Source organism: Brachyspira hampsonii (genome assembly GCF_002214805.1).
Classification (GTDB): Bacteria; Spirochaetota; Brachyspiria; order Brachyspirales; family Brachyspiraceae; genus Brachyspira; species Brachyspira hampsonii.
The window spans coordinates 2,790,426-2,808,044 of the sequence record NZ_CP019914.1 but is presented as its reverse complement, the minus strand read 5'-3'; the positions used below and the strand labels follow the sequence as shown (position 1 = coordinate 2,808,044).

General features: G+C 28.3%; 19 protein-coding genes. 5 read left to right on the top strand and 14 right to left on the bottom strand.

Annotated elements, in window-relative coordinates:
- Positions 1-30: 30 nt before the first annotated feature.
- The 9 genes from BHAMNSH16_RS12360 to BHAMNSH16_RS12320 form a co-directional block, all read right to left on the bottom strand.
- Positions 31-240 carry a hypothetical protein gene (locus BHAMNSH16_RS12360; protein ID WP_008731007.1) on the bottom strand — a complete coding sequence of 70 codons (210 nt, stop codon included), beginning with the start codon at positions 238-240 and terminating at the stop codon, positions 31-33.
- Positions 241-263: 23 nt separating this feature from the next.
- A complete protein-coding gene (locus BHAMNSH16_RS12355) occupies positions 264-710 on the bottom strand; it encodes a CAP domain-containing protein (RefSeq protein WP_008731004.1) in 447 nt (148 codons plus the stop codon).
- 72 nt (positions 711-782) lie between these two features.
- Positions 783-1,739: an ADP-glyceromanno-heptose 6-epimerase gene (gene rfaD, locus BHAMNSH16_RS12350; RefSeq protein ID WP_008731003.1), complete on the bottom strand. Its 957-nt coding sequence runs from the start codon at positions 1,737-1,739 to the stop codon at positions 783-785.
- Between the two features lie 32 nt (positions 1,740-1,771).
- Positions 1,772-2,233, bottom strand: a complete 462-nt coding sequence (gene rfaE2, locus BHAMNSH16_RS12345) for a D-glycero-beta-D-manno-heptose 1-phosphate adenylyltransferase (protein ID WP_008731002.1) — start codon at positions 2,231-2,233, stop codon at positions 1,772-1,774.
- A 91-nt stretch (positions 2,234-2,324) separates the two neighbouring features.
- Positions 2,325-3,521 (bottom strand): class I SAM-dependent RNA methyltransferase, encoded by a 1,197-nt coding sequence (locus tag BHAMNSH16_RS12340; protein WP_069731762.1) that lies wholly within the window; start codon positions 3,519-3,521, stop codon positions 2,325-2,327.
- A gap of 9 nt (positions 3,522-3,530) precedes the next feature.
- Positions 3,531-4,424, bottom strand: a complete 894-nt coding sequence (locus BHAMNSH16_RS12335; RefSeq protein WP_088859755.1) for an Rpn family recombination-promoting nuclease/putative transposase — start codon at positions 4,422-4,424, stop codon at positions 3,531-3,533.
- Positions 4,425-4,474: 50 nt separating this feature from the next.
- Positions 4,475-5,743 carry a GNAT family N-acetyltransferase gene (locus BHAMNSH16_RS12330; protein WP_008731818.1) on the bottom strand — a complete coding sequence of 423 codons (1,269 nt, stop codon included), beginning with the start codon at positions 5,741-5,743 and terminating at the stop codon, positions 4,475-4,477.
- A 53-nt stretch (positions 5,744-5,796) separates the two neighbouring features.
- A complete protein-coding gene (locus BHAMNSH16_RS12325; protein ID WP_008731817.1) occupies positions 5,797-6,627 on the bottom strand; it encodes a RecB family exonuclease in 831 nt (276 codons plus the stop codon).
- Between the two features lie 67 nt (positions 6,628-6,694).
- The gene (locus tag BHAMNSH16_RS12320; protein WP_008731816.1) at positions 6,695-7,555 is read right to left on the bottom strand and encodes an ankyrin repeat domain-containing protein; all 861 of its coding nucleotides are present in this window, start codon (positions 7,553-7,555) and stop codon (positions 6,695-6,697) included.
- 233 nt (positions 7,556-7,788) lie between these two features.
- Here BHAMNSH16_RS12320 and BHAMNSH16_RS12315 point away from each other — a divergent pair, with 233 nt between their 5' ends.
- Entirely contained in the window at positions 7,789-9,036 is a 1,248-nt protein-coding gene (locus tag BHAMNSH16_RS12315; RefSeq protein WP_008731815.1) for a hypothetical protein, read from the top strand.
- Between the two features lie 64 nt (positions 9,037-9,100).
- On the top strand, positions 9,101-10,246 hold the full coding sequence (gene proB, locus BHAMNSH16_RS12310) for a glutamate 5-kinase (RefSeq protein ID WP_008731814.1): 1,146 nt from the start codon (positions 9,101-9,103) through the stop codon (positions 10,244-10,246).
- Here proB and galT read toward each other — a convergent pair.
- The 3 genes from galT to proC all read right to left on the bottom strand — a co-directional run bounded on the left by galT (position 10,241) and on the right by proC (position 12,542).
- Positions 10,241-11,242, bottom strand: a complete 1,002-nt coding sequence (gene galT, locus BHAMNSH16_RS12305; protein WP_008731812.1) for a galactose-1-phosphate uridylyltransferase — start codon at positions 11,240-11,242, stop codon at positions 10,241-10,243. The two genes, proB and galT, sit on opposite strands and share 6 nt — an antisense overlap.
- Positions 11,243-11,249: 7 nt before the next feature.
- Complete coding sequence (locus tag BHAMNSH16_RS12300; RefSeq protein ID WP_008724512.1) at positions 11,250-11,612, bottom strand: response regulator; 363 nt, start codon at positions 11,610-11,612, stop codon at positions 11,250-11,252.
- A gap of 138 nt (positions 11,613-11,750) precedes the next feature.
- Positions 11,751-12,542 (bottom strand): pyrroline-5-carboxylate reductase, encoded by a 792-nt coding sequence (gene proC, locus BHAMNSH16_RS12295; RefSeq protein WP_008731807.1) that lies wholly within the window; start codon positions 12,540-12,542, stop codon positions 11,751-11,753.
- A 183-nt stretch (positions 12,543-12,725) separates the two neighbouring features.
- Between proC and BHAMNSH16_RS12290 the strand changes: the two genes are divergently transcribed.
- From BHAMNSH16_RS12290 to BHAMNSH16_RS12280, 3 genes are all read left to right on the top strand, one after another.
- Positions 12,726-13,961: a peptidase U32 family protein gene (locus tag BHAMNSH16_RS12290; protein WP_069731539.1), complete on the top strand. Its 1,236-nt coding sequence runs from the start codon at positions 12,726-12,728 to the stop codon at positions 13,959-13,961.
- Between the two features lie 18 nt (positions 13,962-13,979).
- Positions 13,980-14,399, top strand: coding sequence for a Holliday junction resolvase RuvX (gene ruvX / locus BHAMNSH16_RS12285; protein ID WP_008731804.1), 420 nt, complete (start codon positions 13,980-13,982; stop codon positions 14,397-14,399).
- A gap of 71 nt (positions 14,400-14,470) precedes the next feature.
- The gene (locus tag BHAMNSH16_RS12280) at positions 14,471-15,391 is read left to right on the top strand and encodes a DUF4340 domain-containing protein (protein WP_069731538.1); all 921 of its coding nucleotides are present in this window, start codon (positions 14,471-14,473) and stop codon (positions 15,389-15,391) included.
- Between the two features lie 73 nt (positions 15,392-15,464).
- Here the strand turns inward: BHAMNSH16_RS12280 and lptB are convergent, their stop codons facing one another.
- Both lptB and BHAMNSH16_RS12270 read right to left on the bottom strand, forming a co-directional pair.
- Positions 15,465-16,295, bottom strand: coding sequence for an LPS export ABC transporter ATP-binding protein (gene lptB / locus BHAMNSH16_RS12275; protein WP_008727630.1), 831 nt, complete (start codon positions 16,293-16,295; stop codon positions 15,465-15,467).
- A 30-nt stretch (positions 16,296-16,325) separates the two neighbouring features.
- Positions 16,326-16,868, bottom strand: a complete 543-nt coding sequence (locus tag BHAMNSH16_RS12270; protein ID WP_008727628.1) for a ferritin — start codon at positions 16,866-16,868, stop codon at positions 16,326-16,328.
- Positions 16,869-17,619: the final 751 nt, after the last annotated feature.

Here is a 17,619-nt window from a genome sequence, read left to right as displayed (position 1 = left end):
TTTTAATTTTTAAAACAAAATATTAACAAATCAATCAAAAAGATTCTCTATTTTTTCTCCTGCTTCATCTAATGCCTTTTCAGGCTTTTCACCAGCTTTTTCCATATTTTTTTCTGCTTTATCCATTGACTTTTCTATTTTATCAGTAACTTTGTCTATACTTTTTTCGACTTTATCATCTTCACAAGATACAAAAACAAATGATAAAATAATAAAAGCAATAAAAATAATTTTTTTCATAAAGTTCTCACTCCTAAAATATTTTATTCTGCCAATGAACAGTAAAGTATAGCCCAATAGGTATTCTTAGCATTCTTATATATTCCAATGCCAATATGAGTATAATCCATATCTAATATAGAAGAAGAATCGCTTGGATCTTCAATCATAGCTTTGAATATACCGCTTGCAGTTTCATATCCTGTTCTTATAGATTCTCCGTAATAAGCTACTCTTATACCATTTTCTAAGTATACAGTATGCATTTCGCTTCCGTCAGGTCTTTTAGATTCAAAAACTTTTGATATCTCTTCTGCTCTAATAGCTGCTGCTTTTTGCAAATCTTCACTTGTTTGATATGTTTCAAGTCCTGCTCTTTGTCTCTCCTCGTTTATTAACTTAAGAAGTTTTGCAGACTGCTCAGGGTCTTGGGAAAATAAAGGCAATGCTAAAAATAAAATACTAAATGTGATTAAAATAATTTTTTTCATAATAAAATCCTGAAATATTTATATAATATATAATCATTATTAATCATAATCGTAAAACACTTTATACTATTTTTACATCAAATAGCCGCCGCTTTTTTCTAAAACTTCAGCATATTTTTTTACGCCTGTATTAACATTCATAAAACTCTTATCATAACCAATAGCTCTTAATTTCTTTAAATCCGCCTGTGTATATTTCTGATATTTACCTTTCAAAGCATCTGGAAATGCTATATACTCTATTTCAGCTGATTTATAAACTTCTTTTAGTGCCTTAGCAATCTCTACAAAACTCTCAGCATTTCCTGTACCGCAATTAAATATACCGGATTTATTTTCATTCTCAAAAAAGAAATTATTAACAGATACAACATCATCTATATGTATAAAATCCCTAAGGAAATTCTCACTTCCTTCAAATATTTTCATTCTCTCCCCTGCTTTTATCTGATTAAACAAATGAAAAGCAACAGAGGCCATTCTTCCTTTATGATTCTCCTGCGGTCCGTAAACATTGAAATATCTAAGTCCTACAACCTGACTTTGAACTTTATTTTCTTTGAATAATTTATTTAAATATCTGTCAAACTGATATTTTGAAAAAGCATAAACATTCAAAGGATATTCATTTTTTTCATTCTCTTCAAAACCATTTTCACCATTACCATATACTGAAGCACTTGAAGCATATAAAAATCTTATTTTTTTATACAAACAAACATGAAGTATATTTTTTGTATATTCATAATTATTTTTCATCATATATTTGCCGTCTGTCTCCATAGTATCAGAACAAGCTCCCTGATGAAATATAGCCTCAACTTTATTATCATTGACAAATGAATTTAAATAATCCGAATTAAAATCTTCTTTATCAATATAATCTCTGAATTTAATTCTATTTAAATTCTTATGTTTAGAAGCGTTTTTCAAATTATCTACTATTAATATATCATCAATTCCTAAATCATTTAATCCCCTTACTATATTAGAACCAATAAATCCGGCTCCTCCTGTTACTATAATCATATTAAATCCTCCGATTCTTATAATTTATATTATTAACTATTAATTTTTTTTATAATATTAGTAGTAGAATATCCATCAACAAAATCAATTAATACAGTCTCCTTTGAATATTCTCTTCCGACAACATTTTCTATTTTATAATCTCCGCCCTTTACCAAAATATCCGGTCTTACTATTTTTATAAGTTCAAGCGGTGTATCTTCATCAAATATAGATATATAATTAATGCATTCTAAAGCAGAAAGAACAATAGCTCTGTCAATTTCATTATTAATAGGTCTGTCATTTCCTTTTAAACGCTTTACAGAATCATCGCTATTAAGTCCTAATATGAGTAAATCTCCAAGCTCTCTAGCCTTCTGCAAATACTCAACATGTCCGCGATGAAGTATGTCGAAACAGCCGTTTGTAAATACTATCTTTTTATTATCTTCTCTATATTTATTTAATACAGTGTCCAAATTATTTCTTTCTATGAGTTTTTTATTTATCATTATTAATTGATTCCAATTTTATATTATTATATTAATTATATCATGTAACATATTAATAACAAGAATTAAAATAAACTTAATAAAATAATAGTTAAACTTTATATTCTAAAAAAGAAATAAGCTCTATATGATAAGTATCAGCAAACATATCTATAATATTTAAATCTGATAAATTATAATACTCTTTTAATAAATTAATATCTCGTGCAAAAGTCATGGGATCGCAAGAAACATATATAATTTTTTTAGGCTTAATTCTTATTATTTCATCTATTGCTTTTTTATTAATTCCTTCTCTAGGCGGGTCTAATATTAAAACATCAATATCATAATTAATATTTTTTAATGTTATTAAAGCATCTTCATTTTTTATTTTTAAACCATATTTATTTGCTATAAGTACAGAATCTTTATTTATCTCTGAAGAAATAAATCTATAATTATTATTAAAACTTTTTATTCTATTTTCTAAAGCTGCTGTAAAAAATCCGCTTCCTGCATAAAGCTCAACTATAGTACTCTCATTATCATTTATATATTTAATAACATTATACTGAAAATCATCAAGAAGATATAAATTACTTTGAAAAAATGTTTTATGCCCTATCGGAATATTGCCGTATTTAGTTTTATAAAGTATAGTGTCCGCTCCGTAGCTTTTAATATTTTTATTATACTTTACGGTTATTCCTTTAAAATATCTTTCAAAAGGCTTTATATTTATTTTTTTATTAAGTTCAATAAAAGCAAGAGCTTCGCCGTTATTATTTTCTATAGCATAAATATTTCCTGTTATATTGTTTTCAGATGCAAAGTTTTTTATTCTTTCAAATAAACTCTCTTTTAAAATAAAGCATTCATCAATATTTACAAAATCATTGCTTTTAAATCTATAAAAACCAACTCTTCCGTTATTGGCTATCATATTAACTCTAAGTCTGTAATTAAAATCTTTACTGCAAATTATTTTTATATCTTTATTAAAATCAATATTTCTAAGAGCATTTAAAACTATATTCTTTTTTATATCTAATTGTTTATTATATTCTATATGATTAAATAAACACCCTCCGCATATACAAGCATACTTGCATTTTGGATTTATTCTATACTTAGAAGATTCTATTATTCTATTTATATAGGCATAAGAAAATTTTTTGCTTTCTTTAGTTATAATAATATCTAATATATCGCCTTCAACACTATGGGGTACAAATATAACCTTTCCGTTTTCATCTTTTGCAATTCCATATCCGCCGTAAGCAGTGTCTATAATTTTAACTTCCATAAATTTATATTAAAGTTTATCTATTTCCTCTATAGTTAATCCTGTATTATCGCTTATAAATTTTACATCCAAACCTGATTTTTTAAGACTTCTAGCTATAGATAATGCCTTATTTTTTTCTCCCTGTTCAATACCTTGTTCTATACCTTTTTTCATTCCTTCCTCTATACCCTTTATACGCTCTTCATTAAGCATTAGAACATTAAAATAATCTCTTTCATAATTACTGTAGCCATTATATAAATCATTGCTATTAACAAATTTATTATATTCATCATATACTTCTTTCATTATAGGATTTTTCTTTACTAATATTTCCATAGTATCCTCCAATTTATCCTTAGAATTTAAAAACTCAAACCAATCTGATAAGCCTTCATATAAATTACTATTATTAATGAACTTTTTCAATTCAAGAAAATGAATTTCCAAATGATTAGTTAATATATGATTGGTTTCTAACTCTTTAATAAAATAACAGCTATGAGGTTTATCTATATCTTTTATCAAATTAAAATCTAAAATATTAATACTTATTACAGGTGTTAAATCAGAATATATATCCTTAGATTTTAAATTTGTAAAATAATTTTTAGCCCAATAGTATAAACTTCTGTATATAAATGAATGGTTGCCTATTCTTTGTATTTCTATAATTATAGTTTCGCCTGATTTAGTTTTAGCCTTAACATCTGCTATTGATTCTTTATCAAAAACATTTTCTTTTAAATTAAAAGTGTTCAAAACTTCTATATATTCAAAAGGCTCTTGATTAGAGTCTATTCTCACAGAATTAATGAGATTTTTTAATATATGCTCATGTCCCTCTTTTGCAAACATATAACGCATAAAATAATCATTTAAAGGATTAAAAGTTTTTGCAGTATTTAAATTTTTTCTCATAAATATATTATACTGAAAATCATAAAGTTTGTCAAAATAATATTTCAGTATTAAAAATAATCAGAAAAATAAACCTGTTCTTTAGGTATAATAGATTCCAATAAATTTATTCCTTTTATACCGGATTCTATTCTTCCTATTTTGTACAGATAAGAAGGAGATTTATAACTCATAAGCATTGTTGTAAGAGTTTGAATATTCATTCTTATAATGTATCTGTCTTTACCATTTCTTTTATATTCTTTATTAAGTCTCTTACAAATAGTATTTTTATTTTCGTCCCAATAAATTAAAAAACTTCCGTTATTCCATTTAGCCATATTATCTTTTATTATTAAATTGATTTTTTTATTTTTAGGCCTTCTTAAAAAAGGATAATCATTAATAAATGCCTTGACATCAGTAATTCTAGCCATTATATAAGGTCTTATAATTTCTTTTATTTCGCTGTCCTCAAGCAAAAATGCTATAGGTTCATTAGTATAATTATAACCTTGAACTTTATCTACCATAGAGAAATGTGCTGATATATAATTCCAAAGTCCAAGTCTAGCTTCAAAATTAAGATAAACAAGTTCTTTTATATGAAACACATCATTTTCTATAACATAAACTAAAAAACCTTTAGCCTCCTCTTTTTCATCATAATATATTGCAACTATAGTATCATCTACTTCCCATCTCCAATACTCTTCCCATTCTAAATCTCCTCTGATTAAAGAACCATGCCTTGTACGAGAAAATTCATTATAAAGCTCTATTAGATCTTCACTGTCAGAAGAAACTCTCTCTACCCTTCCCTTATTCGTTATATTTTTTGGAAGCTGAGTATCTTTTATCTCAAAACTCATCTTGTCGGAAATAATCTCCCAGCCCTTTCTTCTATAAAATGGTATTGAATAAGGATATAAAACAGATATAGTTTGACCTTCCTTTTTCATATTCTCAATACTCTTTATCATTAAATCATTCATAAGCCCAAGATTAGAATATTCAGGATAAGTGGCAACTCCGGTAACGCCTCCCATTTTATATATAACCCCATGTATATTCATTTTCATAGGATAAACAGCAATTTGAGAAGCTAACTTTTCACCGTCAAACCAACCCAAAACTTTAGCCTTACTTAATACAGCAGATTTCGCCTGTTTTATTTCATCAATATCATAGCCTAAATTTATAAGCTCATTATTGCTCACTTGAAATGCATATCTTAATAAATTGTTAAAATCATCTAAATCTTCTAATGTTAAATATCTTATTCTAAATTTATCTTTCTTTTTCTTTATTATATTATCTTTACTATTATGAACGCTCATCGATTTTGTACCTATATTTTACATAAAATACAGTTAATATAAATAAATTACTATCAATTATTTTCTGAATTTTCTATATTAGCCATAAACAACTCATCTGAAGGAAGAACTAAATTTTCAATATTATCTTCTTTTCCCTGACATAATTTAAAGAAATCGCAAAACTCGCAATGCCTTCCAACCTTTTTGTCAAATGCCCTATCATATCTTATATCATCAACTATCTCATCAAACCATTCTCTTAAATAATTAATGGATTCAGGCGTAAACTCTATAGTATCTAATTTGTCATCTTCAAAATGATAATAAGAACCGCTTGTAACCTTACATTTAAGGCCGTCCAATATACAGGCATATAATTTCAGCTGTATTGTCTTTCTTTCTCTCTCCTCATTATCTTCACCGACATCATAGTATTTTGTTGTTTTATAATCTACAATCTGTAATGTTCCATCGGCAGATAAATCGATTCTGTCTATTCTTCCAAATAAAATATAATCCCTTACCCTATTTTCCATATAGCTTTCTATTCTATAAGGTACTTTCTGTCCGAATGAATTAAAGAAATTAGAAAGCATATAAAGCCCTCTTTCGCCAAGTTCTTTTTCTTCTTCCCTGCTATTGAAAAATGCTCTTATACCGCTTCTTTTCCATACATTTCTGAATATATTATATAAATTATCTAAAGTTCTTTCTTCAGCCCTCTGCTCATAAAATTCTTTACAAGCTAAATGTATAGCATTACCAAATATAAAATAAACATTAACACTTCTTTTTTGCTTTTTAAAAGGTTTTTCTATATAAGTATATCTATACTTTCTAGGACAAAGCAAATATGTAGACATGCTGTATTCACTAAATCTTTGTAATTTTTTAGCTTCCATAATTTTTTATTATTACTAATAAAAATTGCCTGCAAATATACTTGCATGACATTAACAATTATTTACATTATTCTTTATTATTTTCAGATTCTTCTGAAGTATATTTATTAAGCAGGGCTTTTATATCTGTATCAGTAGTAATATCCACCGGTTTTTTACCTTCTATGTCAGCTATATTGGCATCTGCATTATTTTTCAAAAGAATCTCTACAGCCCTGTAACTATCAGAAGCGGCTGCAAAATGCAAAGCAGTCCAGCCGTCATCATCCTGAAAATTAATATCCGGCTTATATCTAATCAATGTAGCTATAACTGTTACTTGATTATTCATAGAAGCCCACATTAGAGGAGTAGTACCTGTACTGTCGCCGACATTAACCACATCTATATCCGAATTTTTTGCCGCAGCAGATTCCAATATTGCCGCAACTGCATTCGGATATCCCCTTGCAGCAGCAATATGAATGGCCATAGCATCATCTATAATATCTTTAGCAAGCACATCAGCCCCATAGCTTAAAAGCATACTAACTATATCAGCATAACCATAATATGAAGCAAGCAAAAGAGGTGTCTGACCATCAGCATACCATTTATTTTCTCCATCCATTAATATTGTATTAGCAGGAAATACAGGATTCATATCAATTCTTTTATGAGATAATAATAATTTTACTATAGCCGCATTATTTGCTCTAACAGCTACATGCAATGCTGACCAGCCTTCAGAATTAGTACTATTAACATTTGTTCCTTTTGATAATAATTCTCTGACTTTACCAACATCACCTTTTTCTATATAATCAAAAAATTCATTGTTGGAGTTGGTAAGTATATCATTTTCCAAAGTTTCAGAATTCGTCATATTTTGCGAATATAATATAAAACTAAATAAAAACAAACTAACCGCAACAAATATTTTTTTCATAGAAATACCCTCTAACTATATTATATTTTTATGAAATTATAGTATATATTTAAAAATATACAACAATTAATATAATAATTTTCATATTTCACTACTTGATATATTATAACATATAAACTAATATATCTAAATATTTTAAAAAAGGAGATTCTTTTATGAATAAGTATAATAAAAAACTCTATAAAAACTTAATTGGTAAAATTAATTTTTTTTATTTCTCTATTTTTTATATTATGTTAATTACTCTAAATATTAAAGCATATTCTCAAACTACAAATACCAATGATATAAAAAGATACGGACAATTATCAGCATCTTTAGAAATGGTTGCTTATGGGAGAATGAGCGATTTAATAGAGCAGACAGGAAATGAGGATACATTAGGGGTTTTATTATACGGAGACTTGCATTACATAAAAGAATATAAATATGCCTCAATAGAAGCAGCATTCAATGCTAGATTCTATGAACCATTATCACATAAAGCAAGATTTTATCAAAACATGTCCCCTCCTGTTTTTGATTTCTCTAAAATGAATATATTTATAAATTTTAAATATGTAGGAATAAGAGCAGGAGTTCTGGAGCCGTATACAAAAAATATACCTATGACATCATACTTCCCTACATTATTTTATTATCATACTGTAAGCAGCAATAGAGCAACAGTACTTTCAGGACCAAGAGACATGCCTATAGGTTATGAAACACAATTCATACCAAGATATGATACAGGTTTAATGGTAGAAGCCAATTTCTTTGGAGTTTTTATTGGAGTTGGTTTAATCAATGGAGAAATGGGGCTTGATGCCAATTCATCTAAAGGCTTAATGGCTAAAGTTTCATACAGTAATGATTATATTAATACAGGTGTGGCAGGCATTGTTACAGAAATAGGTTCTCAGCCTATTAAAGAATGGGGCGACAGTGTTAATGCATTTTTCTATTTCAAGAATGGAAGAGACGGAAGATTTACAGTAGGAATTGAAGGCTTTTGGTTTAGACATGGTATAAGAGTAAATAATGAATATTTTCCCGGAGCAGCGAACACAAATACACCTCATTTCAATAATGGATATTATACAGATTTTTCGGTACAAACCTTCAATGGCGGACAGCCATATTATGGTATGAGCGGATTCATATTTTTTGAGGCTAGAAGATTATGGAAATTTGATATAACTGCTCATTTCGGCATACATGATAATAATATATTTTCTGATGCCGAAGATATTTATCAGCTTAAATACAGAGCGTTCTTAAGAATAACTTTTAATGTAACTGATGACTTTAAAATAATGATTTCAGATACATTCACTTATGATCCTGTATATAAAAATAATTATCAATATTATGAATTAGAAAACAGAAATCAGGTTGGGGTTATTTCTTATAATGAAAAAAACGGACATTATACTGTAGATAATGATTTTTATTTAGGTTTAAGTTTTAAATTCGGAGGAGTATGGGGAAATAAATAGACTATTAAAAAATAATTAAAAATTAAATCTTTATTTTTTTATTATATAGTTTATAATACTTCGCATGAAAAGTATAGATTTAAACAAGATAAATAGAATAGTATTCAAATTCGGTACTAATGTTTTGAGAAATGATGATGGATATATATCTCTAGCTAGAATATATTCATTTATAGAAGCCATTGCCAAATTTCATAAAATGGGTAAAGAAGTTTTAATAGTTACTTCAGGAGCTGTGGGATTAGGTGCTAAAAAAATTAATGCTGTAGATTTAGATGAAGTAGCTTTAAAACAGGCTTGTGCCGCTATAGGACAATCGCAGCTTATGTCAATATATGAAGACGGATTCTCAAAATTTGATATAATCACTGCACAAATACTTCTAACTGAAGAAGATTTCTCCAATAGAAGAAGGTATTTAAACTTGCATTCTACTTTGAGTATGCTTTTAAAATATAAAGTTATACCTATCATAAATGAAAATGATACAGTATCAAGCGATGAGCTTAAACAATTATATGATGTTACTCAGATAAGTTTTTCTGATAATGATAAACTTTCTGCCTTGGTAGCAAGCGAATTAGATGCGGATTTACTTATAATACTATCAGATATAAATGGGCTTTATGATGATAATCCTAAGACCAATCCTAATGCTAAATTCATATATGAAGTATTTGAAGTTACAAAGGAAATAGAAGATTTAGGACTTGATGCTTCAAAAGGCGGAAGAGGCGGAATGAAAACAAAACTTCAGGCTGCTAAAATAGTTACAAGATCCGGATGTGCATTATTCATAGCTAATGGCAAAAGACCTAATGTACTTAATGATATTTTTGAAACAAAAGATAAAACAATATTCTATCCTGTTGAAGAGCATGATGAGCTTTCAACAAAAAAGAGATGGATTGCTTATGCCACAACAATAATAGGTAAATTAATGGTTAATGCTGGGGCTAAAAAGGCAGTTTTAGAAAAAGAATCAAGCCTTCTTCCTATAGGAATAACAAAAGTAATTAATACTTTCAAAAAAGGCGATATTGTAAGTATAATAGATGAAAACGGAAATGAGTTTGCTAGAGGAATAATTAATTACAATTCTAATGATGTAGAAAAAATAATAGGACATCACTCCGATGATATATTAAAAATACTAGGCTATAAAAATTATGATGCTGTTATTACAAGAGATTATATAGTATTATTATAATATAGTTCTTAATTGATTGGCAGCATCTTCAGGAGTAATAGAATTAATAAACACTCCGCTTCCTAATTCATATCCTGCCAATTTACTCATTTTAGGCATTATATCTAAAAACCAATGGCTTGAATTTTTATATTTATTTTCAAGTGTTGGTAAAAGAGTATGAAGCACATAATTAAAACTAATTTCACCCAAAAGTTTATATAATCTGTCAAATATATCTTTCAATATACTTGCAAAATCCAAAATATTAGAACTAGAAACATGTATAATGCTGTCTGCATGATCTTTAGGAATAACATATATCTGATACGGAGATCTTGAAGCAAACGGACATATAGCTATAAAGTTTTCATTTTCGCATATTACCCTTTCATTTAATGATTTTTCTTCTTTTATTATATCACAGTATACGCATCTTTCATTTTCAGTGTAATATTCTAAAGCACCGCTAATCTCACCATACATTTGAACGGGTATAAAAGGAGTTGTTATAATTTGAGAATGTGAATGATAAAGACTTGCTCCTGCCTCCGGTCCGAAATTTTTAAAATAAAGACTATACATCATATCTTCATTTTTTCCTAAATCTTTAAGCCTCATCATAACAGCTTTAAAAATATAAAAGAAATCTTCTGTCTGTGCATGGTAAAAATTAAAATAATGATTAGGATGTTCTATAATTACATCATGAAACCCCTTAGAACTGCTGGCATGAAAAAGCTTATTTTCTTTAGGCAATTCATTTTTATGGGTTTCAGATATTATAGGGTATTTATTAGGTACAATTCTAACCTGCCAAATTTCTTCTTGTTCGGCATAAACAGTATAAACAGGATCCGGAGTTTTCATCTCATGCCCTCTGCAAAAAGGACAACTGAGTTCAGAATTAACTATATGCTTTTTATCTAAATTAACATAATCACTAGGTCTTCCTGTTCTCTCAGATGAAATAATTACAGACTGTTTTGTTACAGGGTCTTTACGAATATGCGGCATAAAAATATCAACCTATTAATCTTTTTATCTTATCTTTAATCTCTGTAAGATTTCCTGATTTTAATATATAGCCGTCAGCATTCCAAACAGAAAACTCATGTCTATAATTGTTATATGCTGTACATATTATGATAGGCAATTCTCTATGTTTTTCTCTAACCTTAGCCAAAAAATCTAAGCCGTCCATTTTAGGCATTTTTATGTCCAATGTTATTAGATCAATATGAGGAGTACCTTTATCAAGCATTTCTAAAGCTTCCTCACCGCTATCTGTGGATACAACATCATATCCTTCATCTTTAAACTCTTCTTCAAAAAGAGTTCTAATGCTTTTTTCATCATCTAAAACTAAAATTGTCTTCTTAGCCATAGTATTCTCCATGTATCTTATACTCATATTATAATAATTGAGTTAAAAAAGTCAAATAGAATTTTTTAATTTGATTATTACAATTATATTTTTTATCAATAAACGATTATAAAAAAACGGCATTCTATACTACAATTTTTACTTTTTTTCACTTTCTATAGATTTATTATAGCTTGCAATAATACTTTCTATAATACCGCTTCTAAGTCCTTTTTCTTCCAAAACTTCAACTCCCTTTATAGTAAGTCCCCCCGGAGTGCATACGCCATCTTTTAATTGAGCAGGATGCTTTCCTGATTCCAATACCATAGCTCCCGTTCCCTTAAAAACCTGTGCCGCCATTTCTATAGATGTTTTTCTGTCTATTCCCATAACAACTCCTGCATCGCTCATAGCCTCTATTAATATATACATAAAAGCAGGAGAACAGCCGGCCATAGCATTATAAGCATGTATTTCTTCTTCCTTAATAACCTTAACCATTCCCACTTTTTTCATCAATTCTACAACGCCATTCTCAACAACCTTATTTTCTGTTTCAACAACAGATGTAAAACCATTACATGTTTTAACAGGTGTATTAGGCATTATCCTCACTATTCTGCTTCCGCTGAAATATCTTGATAAATCCTTTTTAGATACAGAGGCCGCCACACTTATAATGGTAGAACCAACCTTAATAGATGATGATATCTCAGCAGCAACAGCTGGTATCATATAAGGCTTAACTGCTAAAAATAAAACATCTGCCTCGCTGGCTGCTTTTCTATTATCAGTATAAACTTTTATTCCTAGATTCTTTTCAAGATAATCTTTCTTCTCCATAGTTTTTACGCTTGCTACAATATTGGTATACTCTATTCCGGATTTGATAAAGCCTTCTATTAAAGCTCCGCCCATAGCTCCGGCACCAATAAATCCTATTATCATATTAACTCCTTTTCATATAAAAAATTCAAACTTATATAAAATAATACAAAAATATAAAAAAATGTAAAAATATATTTTATTAAACTTTCATAAATAATTATACAATAATAATAAAAATTAAATATATACTTTTTGGCAATTTTGATATAAAATAAACCGCATTAAAAATAATAGGATGTAAAAATGGAACTTTTAGCACCTGCTGGAAATAAAGAAAAATTAGAAGTAGCATATCATTATGGAGCTGATGCTGCATATATAGGCGGAGCATTATTTAATTTGAGACATCAAAGCAAAAATACAACTATAGATGAACTTGCTGAATGTGCACAGTTAGCTAAAAAATTAAATAAAAAAATGTATTTAACTTTAAATGCTTTCCTGCATGAATATGATAAAAATAATTTAAAAGCATATTTAAAAGAAATACAAAATTTAAATATAGATGCATTTATAGTGTCTGATTTAGGAGTATTAGGTATAGTAAAAGAAACAATACCGGAAGCTAATATTCATATAAGCACTCAGGCTTCTGTTACAAATAGTTATTCTTGCAAAATGTATGAAAGTTTAGGAGCCAGCAGAATAATATTAGCTAGAGAACTTTCTTTAGATGAAATAAAAGAGATTAGGGCGAATACTGATTTAGAATTAGAAAGTTTTGTTCATGGGGCTGTATGTATGTCATATTCCGGAAGATGTTTGTTATCAAATTTCTTAAATAATAGAGATGCCAACGGAGGAGAATGCTCTCAGGTTTGCAGATGGAATTTCAAAACATATATAGAAGAAAAAACAAGACCCGGAGAGTTTATGGAAATTGAAGAAGGAGAAAATCATTCTACAATATTAAGCAGCAGAGATTTACAGATGGCTGAATATCTGCATTTACTTCAGAAAGCCGGTATTGATTCTATAAAAATAGAAGGCAGAATGAAAAGCGTATACTATGTAGCTAATACAGTTAGAGTTTATAGAATGTTATTAGATCTGCTTGAAAGAATCGGTTATGATTCATATCCTGAAGCTATAAAAAAAGAACCTATTGCAAGTTATTTGAAAGAGCTTGAAACTATAAGCAGAAGAGAAAGAGATACAGGATTCTATTTCGGTAGGGATAATATAAAACCTACTCTCAAAGGATATCTCAAAGGCAGAAGACTTATGGGTATGATTTCTGATGACAGTGAGGAATATGCAAAAATTACTGTATATAACACTATAAAAAAAGGAGATGATTTAATATATATAGGCAGAGATTTTATAAAACATAATGATAATAGATTTAAACTATTTATAAAAACAGAAGAAAATGAATTTGTAGAGACAGACAGCATTAGAAATATAGATAATGCCTATATTAAATCAGGAGTGCATGATTTCAAAAAATACGACATTATCACTATAGAAGAAGATTAATAATAAGAAGATTAAATTATGATACTAGGTGTTGACTTCGGAAGAAAAAAAACAGGAACTGCTTTTATGGATATGGATATAAAAATTCCTTTTCCATGCAGGCTCATAGAAGAAAGCAATGCTAGAAAAGTAAAACGGGCATTGATTGATATAATAGAAGAAAAAAATATTGATACTGTTGTTTTTGGTCTGCCTTTATCTGATGAAGGAAAAGAAAGCGAATGGTGCTCTGAAATAAGAAGATTTTCTGAGTTTCTTTTAAAAAGTGTGAAAGTTGATATTGTATTTGTTGATGAATACGGTACTTCAAAAGAGGCAGATTTTATATTAAGAGGAAAAAAGAAAAAAGTTAAAGATAAAGCTAATGATTTAATTGCAGCTGCTTTAATATTAGAAAATTATTTAAATGTTCTTAATATGAATAAGAAAAACCAATAATATAACTATTTACTATTTTTATAATTAAATAGTTATATATATTAATAAAAATATAAAAAGGTAATAAAAATATGAATATAACTAAAAAATATATAACATTATCATCTATAATTGTAATTTTAATAATAATATTAATTGCTGTAACATTTATGAAAAACAGAGGATATTCACTTCCCGAATTAAAAAAAATAAACTCAAATATATCTGAAATAACTATAAAAAGAGGAGCAAATGAAACTATATCTATAAAATACAATGATAATAAATGGACTATAAATGATAAATATAATGCTGATAATAATTTGGTAGATACAATTAGAAATGCCTTGAGTACTATACAGCCTATAGAAATAGTTTCAAGGGGAGATGATAACAGCATTTCAAAATATAAATTAACAGATGAAGAAGCATTAACAGTTTCAGCATTAGACAGCTCATCGAAAGAAGTAAGAAATATAAAATTTGGTATGAAATCCACTTTCGGAAATAGCGTATATGCCAAAATAAATAATGACAATAATATATATCTTCTTGGAAATACTCCTTCAAATCCTAAAGATATATTCGATAAAACAGAAAATGACCTTATAAACAAAACTATATCTCAAGTGAGAAATGATGATATAGAACAGATAACTATAGAATACAATAATAATTCATATACATTGGCAAAAAATACTAATGATACTAATAATACTTGGATAAAAAATTGGAATAATAATACTGTAAAAGCAAATGATGTTTATACAAGCATATTTACTTTGGCAAATTTAAATGCTGACGGTTTAATAACTAATGCTAATACAAGTAAAAACGCATCATTATATAAAATCAATATACAGGCTTTGAATGGTAATGTATCCTATGAAGTATTAAATAAACTCGATGACAATAACTATGAAATAGTAAGCCATAATGATAATAACAGATACTATATGACAGAGAATTCATTTAATACATTTATAGAAGCAGTAAATTATATAATTAATTGATTATAATTGAAAATAATAAAAATAATAAAATATGGGCTTTAATAAGCTCCTTTTTTTATATAGAAAACAAAAATCACATAGTGAAAGATTCACCCAAATAAACTTTACGGGCTAATGGATTATTGATTATTTCTTCAGGAGTGCCTTTTACCAATATTTGTCCGTTACCCATTATGTACGCCCTATCAGTAATTCTTAAAGTTTCGCGTACATTGTGGTCGGTAATCAGTATTCCTAATCCCTTTTCTTTTAAAGAAGCTATGATGTTCTGTATATCTATAACAGCAATAGGGTCAACTCCGGCAAAAGGTTCATCTAATAATATAAATTTAGGATTAACAGTCAAAGCTCTTGCTATTTCGCATCTTCTTCTCTCACCTCCTGAAAGAGTATAGCCATTCTGTTTTCGTACATGCGTAATATTAAACTCTTCAAGAAGCATATCTGTTATAGCCATTCTATCCTTAGCAGACAATGCTTTGTTATATTCCAATATGCTAAGCAGATTATCCTCAACAGACATCTTACGAAAAATAGAAGCCTCCTGAGGTAAATATCCTATTCCTAAAATGGCTCTTTCATGCATGTGAAGTTTTGTAATATCAAGATCATTGAGATATACATTTCCTGCAGTTGCTGTAACGAATCCTACAGTGATATAGAAACTAGTAGTCTTTCCAGCCCCATTAGGTCCTAAAAGCCCTACAACCTCGCCCTGCTTCACATTATAAGAAATATCGCCTATTATCTTACGCTTTCCATAATATTTAGTGAGATTAACAGCACGAATCTCATAAGGGTTTGATTTATCATAATTAAAAAAATTCTCAGCAGTTACAGGAGCAGAGGGCATAGTATTTGTATTATCCTGTTTTTTGAAAATATTAAGAAATTTACTAAACATATACCCTCTCTTTATTATTATTATTAATTATTATTGTACATTTATATCGAGTCCGCCTGAATGCTTTTCAGTATTCAAAGTATTCATAGCCTTATCAAATGTATAAAGGTTTCTGCCATTTAAATTACCGTCGCCGAGCATTTTAATTTTTTCCATAATATCATTGAATAATTCTTCTTCTTCAAGCTGTTCTTGTATAAACCAATCTAAGAATCTAGATGTAATATAATCTTTATTATCCATAGCTTTTCCTACTAACTCATTTATGCATGAAGTTATATATTCTTCATGTTTTAATACAGTTTCAAACAAATGCTCTACAGAATTAAATTCGCTTTGAGGAGCCTGCATATCATTTATAACTGCCTGTCCGCCAACTTTATTTATAAAATCTCTAAATTTTTCAAAATGCTCTAATTCTTCTTTATAGTGTCCGTATAAAAAGCTGCTGCATCCTTTCAAGCTTTTCTTATCGCACCAACCTGCCATATTAAAATAAAAACTAGCAGAATATAATTCTTTATTTAACTGCACATTTAACAATTTAATAATATCCTCTTTTATTATGGACATAATAAACTCCTTTTTAATATTTTATAACCTTTAAGTATTCTATAATATGTTTTAAAATTATCAAGAAAAAAATATAATATTCTTTATAATTTCATAAGCCTAGGAACCGTTACCGCACACCAAGTAGCACGGTATCGTTTAACTTTTAAGATAGTACAATGTAAGTTCGGCTGATTACTCTTCATTATACAACAAAATATTAAAATAAAAAGATATAACATTCTATAATGCAAACATATAAATAAAAAGTAATCCCTAAATAATATAATAGTGAGCCGAAACCGTATTACAGCTTTAGCTGGAATACATTTATAGGTTTCGGAGAACATAACAATAGACTTGTTTCAAAACTACTTGACAAGATTACATATGAAAATTTCGTAATTTTATAATTTACAAAATAATGTTTGATATGTTTTATAAATTATTGTTTTAGTATATAAATATGCAGTCTTTTTGCTTCTCGCCGAAGGCGTACTTCGTATGTGCCACGCCACTGGCGGACAGCATCCAAAAGAAGTGTGGGTTTTGCGTAAGCACGCAGAGCGGTGGGCAAAGCCCCAACTATAATCAAAAAAATATTAAATTAAAAAACTATAAATATTAAAAATTTGAGTTTTGAAACAAGTCTAATAATAAAATTGTTTTTTGTCTTCTTTTTTACAAAAACTACTTGCCGTAGCGGCGATCCGCACCGTATTTCTTAATATTTCGGATAGTCCACTGTAGGTACGGCATCGTACTTTTCATT

Bases quoted from the DNA above. Each gene is read 5' to 3' on its own strand.
- BHAMNSH16_RS12325 (WP_008731817.1), bottom strand. From the start codon at position 6,627: ATGGAAGCTAAAAAATTACAAAGATTTAGTGAATACAGCATGTCTACA.
- rfaE2 (WP_008731002.1), bottom strand. From the start codon at position 2,233: ATGATAAATAAAAAACTCATAGAAAGAAATAATTTGGACACTGTATTA.
- BHAMNSH16_RS12340 (WP_069731762.1), bottom strand. From the start codon at position 3,521: ATGGAAGTTAAAATTATAGACACTGCTTACGGCGGATATGGAATTGCA.
- rfaD (WP_008731003.1), bottom strand. From the start codon at position 1,739: ATGATTATAGTAACAGGAGGAGCCGGATTTATTGGTTCTAATATAGTA.
- galT (WP_008731812.1), bottom strand. From the start codon at position 11,242: ATGCCGCATATTCGTAAAGACCCTGTAACAAAACAGTCTGTAATTATT.
- BHAMNSH16_RS12270 (WP_008727628.1), bottom strand. From the start codon at position 16,868: ATGTCCATAATAAAAGAGGATATTATTAAATTGTTAAATGTGCAGTTA.
- BHAMNSH16_RS12280 (WP_069731538.1), top strand. From the start codon at position 14,471: ATGAATATAACTAAAAAATATATAACATTATCATCTATAATTGTAATT.
- BHAMNSH16_RS12315 (WP_008731815.1), top strand. From the start codon at position 7,789: ATGTTAATTACTCTAAATATTAAAGCATATTCTCAAACTACAAATACC.
- BHAMNSH16_RS12320 (WP_008731816.1), bottom strand. From the start codon at position 7,555: ATGAAAAAAATATTTGTTGCGGTTAGTTTGTTTTTATTTAGTTTTATA.
- BHAMNSH16_RS12335 (WP_088859755.1), bottom strand. From the start codon at position 4,424: ATGAGAAAAAATTTAAATACTGCAAAAACTTTTAATCCTTTAAATGAT.
- BHAMNSH16_RS12330 (WP_008731818.1), bottom strand. From the start codon at position 5,743: ATGAGCGTTCATAATAGTAAAGATAATATAATAAAGAAAAAGAAAGAT.
- proC (WP_008731807.1), bottom strand. From the start codon at position 12,542: ATGATAATAGGATTTATTGGTGCCGGAGCTATGGGCGGAGCTTTAATA.
- ruvX (WP_008731804.1), top strand. From the start codon at position 13,980: ATGATACTAGGTGTTGACTTCGGAAGAAAAAAAACAGGAACTGCTTTT.
- BHAMNSH16_RS12360 (WP_008731007.1), bottom strand. From the start codon at position 240: ATGAAAAAAATTATTTTTATTGCTTTTATTATTTTATCATTTGTTTTT.
- proB (WP_008731814.1), top strand. From the start codon at position 9,101: ATGAAAAGTATAGATTTAAACAAGATAAATAGAATAGTATTCAAATTC.
- lptB (WP_008727630.1), bottom strand. From the start codon at position 16,295: ATGTTTAGTAAATTTCTTAATATTTTCAAAAAACAGGATAATACAAAT.
- BHAMNSH16_RS12355 (WP_008731004.1), bottom strand. From the start codon at position 710: ATGAAAAAAATTATTTTAATCACATTTAGTATTTTATTTTTAGCATTG.
- BHAMNSH16_RS12300 (WP_008724512.1), bottom strand. From the start codon at position 11,612: ATGGCTAAGAAGACAATTTTAGTTTTAGATGATGAAAAAAGCATTAGA.
- BHAMNSH16_RS12290 (WP_069731539.1), top strand. From the start codon at position 12,726: ATGGAACTTTTAGCACCTGCTGGAAATAAAGAAAAATTAGAAGTAGCA.